A 13,125-nucleotide genomic window follows, 5' to 3' on the forward strand; every position below is an offset into this window, starting at 1 on the left:
GGCTGCCTGCCTTCGCCTCGTTGACGGGGTCGGCGAACTGGGTGGGGCTCATCTGGTACGCGGTCCCGCCCCATGACAAGGGACACCATTGAGCGTTCGGCCACCCCACCCGGCCGCACCGGATCACGCGCCCAGGAAACTCAGCCGCACCTTCCTGTCCGGATTGTCCACATTGGTATCCACCAGGCACACCGACTGCCAGGTGCCCAGGGCCAGGTGGCCGGAGGTGACCGGGAGGGTGGCGTGCGGGGGGACGAGGGCGGGGAGGACGTGGTCGCGGCCGTGGCCGGGGGTGCCGTGGCGGTGGTGCCAGGGGTGGGTGGGCGGGAGGAGGGTCTGGAGGATCGCGAGGAGGTCGTCGTCGCTGCCCGCGCCGGTTTCGAGGATCGCGAGTCCCGCTGTCGCGTGGGGAACGAAGAGGTTGAGGAGGCCGTCGCGGCCGGCCGCGTGGGCGGCGAGGAAGCTTTCGCAGTCGGCGGTCAGGTCGTGGACGGTCTCGTGGTTCCCGGTGCGGACGCGGAGGGTCTCGGTGTGGAAGGTCATGAGGGGCATCCTCGCGCACCGCGTGCGGGAAGATCCGGCGGCACGGCGTCGTTGGTGCGGGTGTGAGTGAGGACAGAGCGGTGGACGTCGTCGTGGTCGGTGCCGGGCAGGCGGGGCTCTCGGCCGCGTATCACCTGCGGCGGGCGGGGATGGACTTCGTCGTGCTCGACCACGCGCCCGCGCCCGGCGGGGCCTGGCAGTTCCGCTGGCCCTCGCTCACGTACGGCAAGGTCAACGGGATGCACTCGCTGCCGGGCATGGAGCTGACCGGGGCCGATCCCTCGCGGCCCTCGTCCGAGGTCGTCGCCGGGTACTTCCGCGCCTACGAGGAGCGGTTCGCGCTGCCGGTGCGGCGGCCCGTCGACGTGCGCGCGGTGCGCGAGGGCGGAGGCGGCCGGCTGCGTGTGGAGACCTCGGACGGTACGTGGTCGGCGCGCGCCGTCATCAGCGCGACCGGCACCTGGGACCGCCCCTTCCGGCCGCACTACCCGGGGCAGGACACGTTCCTCGGTGAGCAGCCGCACACCGTGCGGTACCCGGGTCCCGAGTACTTCGCGGGCAAACGCGTCGTCGTGGTCGGCGGCGGGATATCGGCGACGCAGCACCTGCTCGAACTCGCGCCCTACGCGGCGGCGACCCGCTGGGTGACGCGGCGGGAACCGGTCTTCCGCGAGGGGCCGTTCGGCGAGGAGGAGGGGCGCGCCGCCGTGGCGCTCGTGGACGCGCGGGTACGGGACGGGCTGCCGCCGCGCAGTGTCGTCTCCGTGACGGGGCTGCCCCTCAACGACGCGATCCGCGCGGGGCTCGCCGACGGCACTCTCGACCGGCACCCGATGTTCGCGCGGATCACGCCCGAGGGCGTCGAGTGGGCGGACGGGAGCCGCTTCGATGCCGACGTCATCCTGTGGGCGACCGGCTTCCGGCCCGCCCTGGAGCACCTGCGCCCGCTCGGCCTGCGGGAGCCGGGAGGCGGCGTGCGCATGGAGGACACGAAGGTCGTGCGCGATCCCCGGGTGCACCTGGTCGGGTACGGGCCTTCGGCGAGCACGATCGGCGCCAACCGGGCGGGGCGGTCGGCCGTACGGGACATCCGCGCCCTGCTCGGCGAGGTGCCCTCGTCCTCGTCATCGCCCACCCCCGTAGCCGTACCCACACCCGCCGCCTCGCTCGCACCCGGCCCCGCACCGGCAACCGTCTGAGAACTGTCGCCCCGCACCAGCAACCGCTTCAGGCCCCTCCCCCGCTCAGGACGAAGCGCTCGCGCTCGGCGAGCTGTGCAGCTTGTTGAACTCGGCCACGTTCTTCTGGTGTTCCGCGTAGTCGCTGGTGAAGCGGGTGTCGCCGTGCTTGACCGTGACGAAGTACAGCCAGTCGCCCTCGGCGGGGCGGGTCGCCGCGCGCAGGGCCTGGGCGCCCGGGTTGGCGATGGGCGTGGGCGGCAGGCCCTTGTGGACGTACGTGTTGTAGGGGGTCTTGCTGCGGGTCTCCGAGGTCTTGGTGTGCAGGGTGCTGCGGCCGAGCCCGTAGTTCAGCGTCGAGTCCATCTGAAGGGGCATGCCCTCGTCGAGCCGGTTGTAGACGACGCGGGCGACGCGCGCCATGTCCTTGTCGGTGGCGGCCTCGGACTGGACGATGCTCGCGACGGTGACGAGCTGGTAGCGCGAGACAGCGTTCTGCTCGGCGCCCGCTGCGACGGTGCCGCCCGCGTAGGTGCGGTTGGCCGTGTCCACCATCGCGGTCAGCAGCCGCTCCGGAGTGGTCCCGTCCGTGATCGGGTACGTCGCGGGGTAGAGGTAACCCTCCGGATTGCCGCCCGCGTCGCCGGGGAGCGCGAGCCCCGCGTCGGCGGCCTTCTTCCCGGTCGTGCCCTTCTTCAGGTGCAGGGCGGTGTCGACGGCCGCGTACACCTGGCTCGCGCGCCAACCCTCGGGGACGGTGAGCGTTCCGGCGTGCCGCGGGCCCTCGTCCTCGGCCCCGCCGAGGACGAACGGCACGGCGATCGCGGCGGCGACGGCGGCGAGGGCCGTGGCGAGGAGGACGAGTCTGCCGCGCCGGGTGATACGGGTCCGGCGGCCGTCCGGAGGGCCCGGGCGGCCGGGAGCGGGCGTGGAGCGCGAGCGCGAGGGGCGCGAGGGGTCGGTCATAAGGGCACGTTAATCACTTATCACCCGTTTTCTACGCCTTGACGGTGGACGGCGGCGCGGAAGGCAGGATCACCGGCCCGGGTGCTTCGTCCGCGTGCGCCTCGCTCTTGCGGGAGTCGCTGCGTACGAGGGCCGCGTAGGCGCCGTCGCGCGCGAGGAGTTCCTCGTGGGTGCCGCGCTCCGCGATGCGCCCGCCGTCGAGCACGACGATCTGGTCGGCGTTCCTGATGGTGGAGAGGCGGTGGGCGATGGTGAGCGTCGTACGTCCCGCGGCGAGGGTGTCGAGGGCTTCCTGCACGGCGCGCTCGGTGCGGGTGTCGAGGGCGCTCGTGGCCTCGTCGAGCACGAGCACGGGCGGGTCGCGCAGGATCGTGCGGGCGAGGGCGAGGCGCTGCTTCTCGCCGCCCGAGAAGCGGTGTCCGCGCTCGCCGACGACGGTGTCGTAGCCCTGGGGAAGCCCCGCGATGTGGTCGTGGATCTGGGCGGCGCGGGCCGCCGCGCGGAGTTCCTCGTCGCTCGCGTCCGGCTTGGCGAAGCGGAGGTTGTCGGCGACGGAGGCGTGGAAGAGGTACGTCTCCTGCGAGACGACGCCGACGGCGCGGGCGAGGGTGTCGAAGTCGAGGTCGCGCACGTCGACGCCGTCGAGTGTGACGCGCCCGCCGCTGACGTCGTACAGGCGGGGCACGAGCTGGCTCAGGGTGCTCTTGCCGGACCCGGTGGGGCCGACGACGGCGAGGGAGCCGCCGGCCGGGAGGGTCAGGTCGATGCCGTCGAGTACGGGACTGTCGTCCCCGTACCGGAAAGCGACCTTCTCGAAGCGGACCTCGCCCTCGACCCGGTCGATGTGAACGGGGTGTTCGCGTTCGGTGATGTCGACCGGGAGGTCGAGGTACTCGAAGATGCGCTGGAAGAGCGCGAGCGAGGTCTGCACCTGCACGCCGGTCGCGAGCAGGCTCACCGTCGGGCGGAAGAGGCCCTGCTGGAGCGAGACGAAGGCGACGAGGGTGCCGAGCGAGATCGCCGCGCCGTGCGCCTGGGCGAGTCCGGCCGCCCAGTAGAGGAACGCCGGCATCGCGGCCATGACCACGCTGATGACGGACATCCGCCAGCGGCCTGCCATGCTGGAGCGCACTTCGAGGTCGACGAGTTCCTCGGACTCGCGCGCGAAGGACCGGGTGAGGGAGTCGGCGCGGCCCATCGTGCGGCCGAGCAGGATGCCGCTCACCGACAGCGACTCGGTGACGGTCGCGGCCATGGTGGCCATCTGGCGCTGGCGCTCGCTCGTGATGCGCTTGCGCTCGCGGCCGACGCGGCGGCTGACGAGGACGAAGACGGGGAGCAGGACGAGCGAGACGACGGTGAGGCGCCAGTCGAGCGCGAGCATCGCCACGACGGTCGCGGTGACGGACGTGAGGTTGGAGACGAGGCTCGTGGCCGTGGACGTGACCGTGGCCTGCATGCCGCCGATGTCGTTGGCGATGCGCGACTGGACCTCGCCCGTGCGCGTGCGCGTGAAGAAGGCGAGGGACATGCGCTGGAGGCGCGCGTAGACGCCGGTGCGCAGGTCGTGCATGACGCGCTGGCCGACCGTGGTCGACAGGAGCGTCTGGAGGACGTTGAAGACGCTCGACAGGACGGCGCTGAGGATCATGCCGAGCGCGAGGAGGCTCAGCAGGCCCGTACGCCCGTCGGGGATCGCGGTGTCGAGGATCTCGCGGAGGAGGAAGGGGGTGACGACGGAGACGAGCGAGGAGGCGCCGACGAGCAGGCCGACGACGGCGAGGCGGCCCCGGTAGGGGCGGAAGAGCCGCAGAATGCGGCGGATCTGGCGCGGTTCCTGGTCCTCACGAGCGGTTTTGCCGGGTGGGGTCCAGTTGATCTCGGGCGGGCGCATGGGCTCCTTCAGGGGGTGACGGACAGGGGAGGAACGGGCGGTTCTCGGGGAGCATAGTTCATTGTTACCTATGTACACAATGAACGTGGTCCTGATATTGTTCCCGCCATGCGCTCCCCCTCCCCGTCGGCCGACCCGGGCCCCGCCCGCGACAGCGACGCCGCCCTCGCCGAGCAGTTGCTCCGCCTCAACCGCCGCCTGCACCGCCTCCAGCGCCACCAGTTCGGGCCACTCGGCATCACCCCCGCGCAGAGCCGCCTCCTGCGAGCCGTCACCGTCTTCGCCGAGCCGCCGCGCATGGCGGATCTCGCCGCGCGGCTCGACGTCGTCCCGCGCGCGATCACGACGCTCGTGGACGCCCTGGAGGCCAGCGACCGGGTGCGCAGGGTGCCCGACCCGGGCAACCGCCGGGTGACGCGCATCGAGCTGACCGACGAGGGGCGCGAGACCCTGGAGGCGCTGCGCCGGGCACGGCGCGAGGCGGCCCAGGAGGTGCTCTCGCCGCTGGCCCCCGGGCAGCGCGCCCAGCTCGGCGAACTGCTGGAGCTGCTGGTCAGCGCGGGCCCCGTGGACGCGCACGGGCACTGCGCGCACCCGCCCCGGACGTCCGGGCGGGAGGGCGAAGGGCGAGAATAGGCGGGACCCCGCCGCCGGACGCCCCCGCGCTCGCGGTGGCGAACCGTCGACGAAGGAGCGCCGCCCCATGCCACTGCTGGAACCGAGCCCGAACGCGCTGCGCCCCTCGGAGCGCGAGGAGTCCGCACCGGACCTGGTTCCCGCCGGGCTCGCGGGCGGCACGCCGGAACCGTTGCGCGGTGAGCTGAGCGCGCTGCTCGGGCCGGGGAAGGTCCTCTCCGGCATCTCGGACCTCGTGCGGTACGCGTCCGACGCGAGCCCTTACCGCTTCCTGCCCCAGGTCGTGGTGGTCCCCGAATCGGCCGAGGACGTCGCGGCGGTCATGCGGTACGCACGGGACAAGGGCCGCAAGGTCGTCTTCCGCGCCGCGGGAACCTCGCTCAACGGGCAGGCCCAGGGCGAGGACATCCTCGTGGACGTGCGGCGGCACTGGGCGGGCGTCGAGGTGCTGGACGAGGGCGCGCGCGTACGACTCGGTCCCGGTACGACGATCGTACGGGCAAATACGACGCTCGCCCGGTACGGGCGCGTGCTCGGGCCCGACCCGGCGAGCGCCATCGCGTGCACGGTCGGCGGGGTCGTCGCGAACAACGCGTCGGGCATGACGGCGGGGACGACGCGGAACTCGTACCGCCTGGTCAGCTCGCTGACCGTCGTGCTGCCCTCGGGCACGGTCGTGGACACGGGCGCGCCGGACGCCGCGGAGCGGCTCGCGGCGGCGGAGCCCGAGCTGTGCGCGGGGCTCATGGCGCTGAAGGCGGAGATCGAGGCGGACGCGGCGCTCATGGCCCGTATCCGCGCGAAGTACGAGATCAAGAACACCAACGGCTACCGGCTCGACGCCTTCCTCGACGGCGACGACCCGGTGTCGATCCTGCGCGGGCTCATGGTCGGCTCCGAGGGGACCTTCGGCTTCATCTCCGAGGTCGTCTTCGACACGCTGCCGCTGGAGCGCCTCAACTCCACCGCGCTGCTCTTCTTCCCCTCGCTGCCCGCCGCGGCGGCGGCCGTGCCGAAGTTCAACGAAGCCGGGGCGATCGCCGTCGAGCTGATGGACGGGAACACGCTGCGCGCCTCGACGAGCGTCGCCGGGGTACCGGCGGACTGGGCGGACCTGCCGAAGGACACGGCGGCGCTGCTCGTGGAGTTCCGCGCGTCCGACGAGGCGGGGCGGGAGGCGAACGAGCGGGCCGCCGCAGGGGTGATGGAGAGCCTTGAACTGGTCACCCCGGTGGCCTCGGTGACCAACGCCTTCACGCGCGAGGCGAAGGTCATCGGCGGGTACTGGAAGGCGCGCAAGGCGTTCGTGACCGCCGTGGGCGGCACGCGGCCCTCGGGCACGACGCTCATCACGGAGGACTTCGCCGTACCGCCCTCGCGCCTCGCCGAGGCGTGCGAGGCGCTGCTCGAACTCCAGACCGCCCACGGATTCGACGCCGCGGTCGCCGGTCACGCCGCGCACGGCAACCTGCACTTCCTCCTCGCCTTCGACGCGGCGAAGCCCGAGGACGTGCGCCGCTACGCGGACTTCATGGACGCCTTCTGCGCGAGCACCGTCGAGCGCTTCGACGGCTCGCTGAAGGCCGAGCACGCGACGGGCCGCAACATCGCGCCGTTCCTGGAGCTGGAGTGGGGTCCGCGCGCGACCGAGCTGATGTGGCGGATCAAGCAGGTCATGGACCCCGAGGGCGTCCTCGCCCCGCGCATCGTGCTCGACCGCGACCCGAAGGCCCACCTGCGCGGGCTCAAGACGATCCCGAAGGTCGAGGCGGTCGCCGATCCGTGCATCGAGTGCGGTTTCTGCGAGCCGACCTGCCCGAGCCACAACCTCACCACGACGCCGCGCCAGCGCATCGTGCTGCGCCGCGAGATGATGCGCCAGCCCGGCGGCTCGGCCGTCGAGAACGGGCTGCTCGACGCGTACGGTTACGACGCCGTGGACACGTGCGCGGGTGACTCGACGTGCAAGCTCGCGTGCCCCGTGGGCATCGACACGGGCGCCATGATGAAGGAGTTCCGCCACCAGCGGCACAGCGACCGCGAGGAGAGGATCGCCACGTACACGGCGAAGGATTTCAAGGTCGTGGAGGGCGGGGCGCGGCTCGCGGTGGCCTCGGCGGAGAAGATCAGCGACCGGCTGCTCACGGCCGTGACCCGCACGGCGCGCAAGGCGGTCCGCCCGGACCTCGTACCGGAGTGGCTGCCCGAGATCCCCGGCGCGGCGGCGCGGCGGCTGCCCCGTACGGAGAAGTCGGCGGCGACGGCCGTGTACTACCCGGCGTGCGTCAACCGCATCTTCGGCGGTCCGGAGGGCGACTACGAGCCCTCGCTGCCGCAGGCCGTCGTGCTGCTCGCGGGGCGCGCGGGCAAGCCGGTGTGGATTCCCGAGGACGTCTCGGGCACGTGCTGCTCGACGATCTGGCACTCGAAGGGCTACGAGGACGCCAACACCGTCATGGCCAACCGCGTCGTCGAGGCGGCGTGGGGCTGGACGGGTGGCGGGCGGCTGCCGCTCGTCGTGGACGCCTCCTCGTGCACGCTCGGGATCGCCCACGAGGTGGTCCCGTACCTGACCCCCGAGAACAAGGAGCTGCACGAGGCGCTCACGATCGTGGACTCGCTCGTGTGGGCGGCCGAGGAGCTGCTTCCGGAGCTGACCGTCCATCACAGGGTGGAGTCCGCCGTCGTCCACCCGACGTGCTCGATGCAGCACCTCGGCGACGTCGACCAGCTCGTGGAGCTGGCGGGGGCGTGCGCCCACGAGGTCGTCGTGCCGGACGATGTGGGCTGCTGCGCCTTCGCGGGCGACCGGGGCATGCTGCACCGGGAGCTGACCGAGTCGGCGACGGCGGCGGAGGCGGCCGAGGTGACGGCCCGCCCGTTCGACGCCTACCTCTCGGCGAACCGCATGTGCGAGGTCGGCATGGACCACGCGACGGGCGGCAAGGGGTACGCCTCGGTGCTCATGCAGCTGGAGCGGGCGACACGGCCGCCGCGCGGCTGAGGGAGGCGGGGCGGTACGGGACCGGGGCGGCCGGTTCCGTACCGCCGGGCCCGGCCCCGTACCCGTACTGCCGGGAGGAGCCGCTCAGGCCGCCAGGTTCTTCTTGTCCCCCATGACCACGACCGGGTGCCGCGCCGGGTCGAGAGTCGTGAGCAGGGACTTCATGCCCGCCTTGGAGATGCTCACGCACGCCGACGTGCCGCTGCCGTGGTCCATGTGCAGCCAGATGCTGCCGCCCTTGGTCTGGCCCTCGGGGCGCGTGGGGTCGTTGGGCGCGGTGCCCTTGACGCGGTTGTAGTCGATGGCGATGACGTAGTCGAAGTCGTGCCAGTGGGACTTCGACCAGTAGTGCGGCGCCTGGATCGACGCGGTCTGCGTGTACGGGAGCCGGGCGCCCGGATCGGCGAGGACGCCGCCCGCGTCGCTCAGCGTGTAGACGCCGACGGGGCTGCGCTTGTCGTTCTCGTGGTGGGCCGTGGTCCAGCCCTTCTTGCCGTTGTGGCCCTGCCAGGAGGCGGACTTCTTCCACGTCTTCCCGGTCTTCGTGTAGAGCACGACGGTCGAGTCGGCGGAGTCGACGCCCTTGCCGTAGACGGCGACGACCTGGCGGCTCGCGGCGGGGATCTGCCCCTGGAGGCGGTCGCCGACGCCGGGGACGCGGGTCGGGTCGGCCTCGGGCGCGCGGTGCGCGGCGGGCGAGGACGCGGCGGCGTCCTTCTTGGCACCGTCCCCGCCGTCCTGCCCGGAGCAGGAGGTGAGCAGCGCGAGCACCGCCGCCGTACCGATCAGGACCTTCACCGTGCCACCCGTACTGTGCATACGGTCATACTCCCACCCGCGCCCAGGGACACCCCGCCGGAGGGCCGCCCGGCGCCCGGACCTGCCGATTCCTTTACCGATCGGCGAAAAGTCATTTGCTCTTCCGGGTCCGGCAAGTAAGGCTTACCTCATTTGCTCGACTCTCCGGCCCTGGACTCTCATGCGCATCAAGGATCTTCCGTACGCGGACCCCGGCAACCCCGACGTACGGTCAGGCCCCCGTTTCCTGTACTGGCTGGGGCGGCAGCAACGGGGCGGCCAGTTCCGCGCGCTCGCCTGGGGGCTGCTCAACTTCGGCTCGCTCTCGGCGCTGCCGTACCCCGTGGGCATCGCCGTCGAGGCGGTGTCCGACGGCGGGGACGGGGCCGGTCGGCGGCTCGTGCTCGCGGGGTTGCTGCTCGCCCTGTGCGGCGCGGGTGTCGCGCTCGGCGACGTCATGCTGCACCGCACGGCCGTCACCAACTGGATCACCGCCGCGGCGCGCATCCAGCAGCTCCTCATCCGCAAGAGCGCGGAGCTGGGCTCGACACTCACCCGCAGGGTCGCGGCGGGAGAAGTCGTAGCGGTTTCCACAGGTGATGTCGAGAAGATCGGATGGTTCGTCGAGGCGCTCTCGCGCTTCATGGCGGCGGCGCTCACCGTCGTCCTCATCTGCGTGGGGCTCTTCTTCTACGAGCCGCACCTCGCGCTCGTCGTCGCGATCGGCGCACCTGTCGTGGCGCTGTCGGTCCTGCCGCTCCTGCCGCCCTCGGTGCGCCGCGCCGACGTCCAGCGCGAGAAGGCGGGGCGCGCGACGGAACTCGCCTCGGACACCGTGGCCGGGCTGCGGGTGCTGCGCGGCATCGGCGGCGAGGAGCTGTTCCTCGGCCGTTACCGGGCGGCCTCGCAGGAGGTGCGCGGCGCCGCCGTGCGCAGCGCGCGGCTGTGGTCGCTCATCGCGGCGGTGCAGGTGCTCATCCCGGGGCTGCTGCTCATCGCGGTGGTCTGGTACGGGGTGCGGCTCGCGCGCGAGGGCACCGTGTCGGTCGGGGAACTCGTCACCGTGTACAGCATGGTGACGCTGCTCGCGTGGCCGATGCGCCACTTCGAGGAGATCGCCATGGCCTACTCCTTCTCGCGTCCCTCGGCGCGGCGCGCGGCGCGCGTGCTGGCGCTGCGGCGGGTCGCGGAGCCCGCGGGCGGGCAGGCGGAGTCCCCGGGCGGGGGATCGGGTACGGGTATGTCCGACGCCGTGGCGTACGCGGGCCTCGCCGAGCTGTACGACCCGCTGACCGGGCTCCGGGTGCCCGAGGGACGGCTCACGGCCGTCGTGTGCGGGGACCCGGACGCCGCGGGACGCCTGGCCGACCGGCTCGGCGGCCACTCCCCCGAGCACGTGGCCGAGCCCTCCGTACTCCTCGGCACCGTGGCCCTCGACGGGCTGCCGCTCGCCGAGGCGCGACGCGTCGTGCTCGTACAGGACAAGGACCCCGTGCTGCTCTCGGGGACGTTGCGGGAACTGCTCGACGTGCCCTCCTCCGGTGCCGTCGCGCCCGCCGCGGCGCTCGCGGCGGCGCAGTGCGCTGACGTGCTCGCGGCGCTCGCGCAGGCCGACCCCGATCCGGGGGCGAGCGGCGGCGATCCGCTGCGGACCCGGATCACCGAGCGCGGCAGGTCGCTCTCGGGCGGCCAGCGGCAGCGGCTCGCGCTCGCGCGCTCCCTCGTCGCCGACCCGGACGTCCTCGTGCTCGACGAGCCGACCTCGGCCGTCGACGCGCACACCGAGTCCCGTATCGCGGGCGGCCTCGCCGCGCTGCGCGCGGGCCGCACCACCGTCGTCCTCACCTCGTCGCCGCTGCTGCTCGACGCGGCCGACCGGGTTGTGCTCGTCCTCGGCGACACGGTCGTGGCCGAGGGCGCGCACCGCGAACTGCTCGCCGCCGAACCGCGCTACCGGGCGGTCGTGACCCGCGAGACCGACGAGGAGAGGGCTGATCCCGGCACGCCGCGCGAGGTCGAGGCCGGCATCGAGGTCGAGGTCGTGGAGAGCCGGAGCGCGGTCGACGGCCCCGCCGGGGGCGCCGTCGTGACGGCTCCCGCCGATGAACTGCCCGGCAAGGACACCGTACGGATCGAGGAAACCGCATGACCGGGCCCAAGCCCCCCGCGTACGACCCGGCCGCGCCGACGACGGCCGAGACGCTGCCCGTCGGCAGCGCGGCGACCGTACGCGCCTACATCGGCGCCCTGTTCCGCCGGCACCGCACCGCCTTCGTCGTCCTCATCTCGGTGAACGCGGTCGCCGTGATCGCCTCCATGATCGGCCCGTACCTGCTCGGCGACCTCGTCGGCCGGGTCTCGGACCACGCGGACGAGATCCATCTGCCGCGCACGCTCGGCCTCTTCGCGCTCGCGCTGCTCGTGCAGACGGTGTTCATCCGGATGGTGCGGCTGCGCGGCGCGATGCTGGGTGAGGAGATGCTCGCCGACCTGCGCGAGGACTTCCTCGTACGCTCCGTGAAGCTGCCGCCCGGGGTCCTGGAGCGCGCGGGCACGGGCGACCTGCTCTCACGGATCACGACGGACATCGACCGGCTCGCCAACGCGATGCGCGAGGCGGTGCCGCAGCTCTCGATCGGGCTCGTGTGGGCGGTGCTGCTGCTCGGCGGTCTCGTCGTGACGGCGCCGCCGCTCGCGCCCGCCGTGCTCGTCGCCGTACCGCTCGCCGTCGTGGGCTGCCGCTGGTACTTCAAGCGCGCCCCCTCCGCCTACCGCTCCGAGGCGGCCGGGTACGCGGCCGTCGCCGCCGCACTCGCCGAGACGGTCGACGCGGGCCGCACGGTCGAGGCGCACCGCCTCGGCGCGCGCCGCGTCGCCCTGACGGACCAGCGGGTCTCCCAGTGGACCCGGTGGGAGAACTACACGCTCTCGCTGCGCTCCGTGCTCTTCCCGGTCATCAACGTCACGCACACCACCGTGCTCGCCTCGGTGCTCATGGTCGGCGGGGCCTTCGTGCTCCAGGGGTGGATCGACGTCGGCCAGCTGACGACCGCCGCGCTGCTCGCGCAGATGCTCGTCGAGCCGGTGGGGCTGATCCTGCGCTGGTACGACGAGTTGCAGGTCGCGCAGGTCTCGCTCGCGCGCCTGGTGGGGGTACGGGACATCGAGCCCGCCGCCGGGGACGAGAGCGTCGCGCCGCAGGGCCGCGTGCTCGACGCCGCCGACGTCCACTTCGGGTACCGGGAGGGGGTCGACGTCCTGCGCGAGGTGACGCTCGCGGTCGAGCCGGGCACCCGGCTCGCGCTCGTGGGCCCCTCGGGCGCGGGCAAGTCCACGCTCGGGCGGCTGCTCGCCGGTATCTACGCACCTCGCACGGGCGCGGTGACGCTGGGGGAAGCAGCGCTGTCGGAGATGACGGCGGAGGCGGTACGCAGCCACGTCGCGCTCGTCAACCAGGAGCACCACGTCTTCGTCGGCTCCCTGCGCGACAACCTGCGCCTCGCCAGGGCCGGAACGGATGACGAGGACCTCTGGGCGGCCCTCGCCGCCGTGGACGCGACACCGTGGGCCCGCGCGCTCGACAAGGGCCTCGACACGGAGGTGGGCTCCGGCGCGGCCACCCTGACACCCGCGCAGGCCCAGCAGATCGCACTGGCCCGACTCGTCCTGGCCGACCCGCACACCCTCGTCCTGGACGAGGCCACGTCCCTGCTCGACCCCCGCGCGGCCCGCCACCTGGAACGCTCGCTCGGCAAGGTCCTGGAGGGCCGCACAGTCGTGGCCATCGCACACCGCCTGCACACAGCACACGACGCGGACATCATCGCGGTGGTGGAGGACGGCCGCATCAGCGAGCTGGGCAGCCACGAGGAACTGGTCGCGGCGGAGGGAGCGTACGCGAGGCTCTGGGAGTCGTGGCATGGGTGAGGAGAGGGGGGTGGGGGTGTGAGGTGAGGGGGTTCGCGCGGCGGGGGCAGGAGCCTCAGGCGCGGACCTTGGAACCGGCTGCGCACGAGTCCAGGGGCCGGGCTGTCGCTCCGGGGGCTTTCGCGGGGTGCTCCTGGGAGACGGCTCGGCGCGTAGTTCTTCCTCGCAGGCGCGCGGGC

General features: G+C 72.9%; 9 protein-coding genes. 5 read left to right on the top strand and 4 right to left on the bottom strand.

Annotated features, from left to right (window positions below; genetic code table 11):
- Positions 1-123: 123 nt before the first annotated feature.
- A complete protein-coding gene (locus STTU_RS01550; protein ID WP_007819142.1) occupies positions 124-552 on the bottom strand; it encodes a YjbQ family protein in 429 nt (142 codons plus the stop codon).
- A 71-nt stretch (positions 553-623) separates the two neighbouring features.
- On the opposite strand from STTU_RS01550, the gene STTU_RS01555 reads away from it, so the two are divergent.
- Positions 624-1,742 carry an FAD-dependent oxidoreductase gene (locus tag STTU_RS01555; RefSeq protein WP_007819144.1) on the top strand — a complete coding sequence of 373 codons (1,119 nt, stop codon included), beginning with the start codon at positions 624-626 and terminating at the stop codon, positions 1,740-1,742.
- 45 nt (positions 1,743-1,787) lie between these two features.
- On the opposite strand, the gene mltG is transcribed toward STTU_RS01555, so the two are convergent.
- Together mltG and STTU_RS01565 are read right to left on the bottom strand one after the other, a co-directional pair.
- Positions 1,788-2,687, bottom strand: a complete 900-nt coding sequence (mltG, locus tag STTU_RS01560; protein WP_007819145.1) for an endolytic transglycosylase MltG — start codon at positions 2,685-2,687, stop codon at positions 1,788-1,790.
- 31 nt (positions 2,688-2,718) lie between these two features.
- Complete coding sequence (locus STTU_RS01565) at positions 2,719-4,581, bottom strand: ABC transporter ATP-binding protein (protein WP_007819146.1); 1,863 nt, start codon at positions 4,579-4,581, stop codon at positions 2,719-2,721.
- A 108-nt stretch (positions 4,582-4,689) separates the two neighbouring features.
- Here STTU_RS01565 and STTU_RS01570 point away from each other — a divergent pair, with 108 nt between their 5' ends.
- Together STTU_RS01570 and STTU_RS01575 are read left to right on the top strand one after the other, a co-directional pair.
- Positions 4,690-5,217 (top strand): MarR family winged helix-turn-helix transcriptional regulator, encoded by a 528-nt coding sequence (locus tag STTU_RS01570; protein ID WP_007819147.1) that lies wholly within the window; start codon positions 4,690-4,692, stop codon positions 5,215-5,217.
- A gap of 67 nt (positions 5,218-5,284) precedes the next feature.
- A complete protein-coding gene (locus tag STTU_RS01575) occupies positions 5,285-8,221 on the top strand; it encodes an FAD-binding and (Fe-S)-binding domain-containing protein (protein WP_007819148.1) in 2,937 nt (978 codons plus the stop codon).
- Between the two features lie 84 nt (positions 8,222-8,305).
- Here STTU_RS01575 and STTU_RS01580 read toward each other — a convergent pair whose 3' ends face one another.
- Positions 8,306-9,040 (bottom strand): lipoprotein, encoded by a 735-nt coding sequence (locus STTU_RS01580; protein ID WP_043253741.1) that lies wholly within the window; start codon positions 9,038-9,040, stop codon positions 8,306-8,308.
- A 160-nt stretch (positions 9,041-9,200) separates the two neighbouring features.
- Here STTU_RS01580 and STTU_RS01585 point away from each other — a divergent pair, with 160 nt between their 5' ends.
- Complete coding sequence (locus STTU_RS01585) at positions 9,201-11,168, top strand: ABC transporter transmembrane domain-containing protein (RefSeq protein ID WP_007819150.1); 1,968 nt, start codon at positions 9,201-9,203, stop codon at positions 11,166-11,168.
- Entirely contained in the window at positions 11,165-12,946 is a 1,782-nt protein-coding gene (locus STTU_RS01590; RefSeq protein WP_043253743.1) for an ABC transporter ATP-binding protein, read from the top strand. The genes STTU_RS01585 and STTU_RS01590 overlap by 4 nt, the downstream gene beginning before the upstream one ends.
- Positions 12,947-13,125 lie beyond the last annotated feature (179 nt).

Source organism: Streptomyces sp. Tu6071 (genome assembly GCF_000213055.1).
GTDB classification, from domain to species: domain Bacteria; phylum Actinomycetota; class Actinomycetes; order Streptomycetales; family Streptomycetaceae; genus Streptomyces; species Streptomyces evansiae.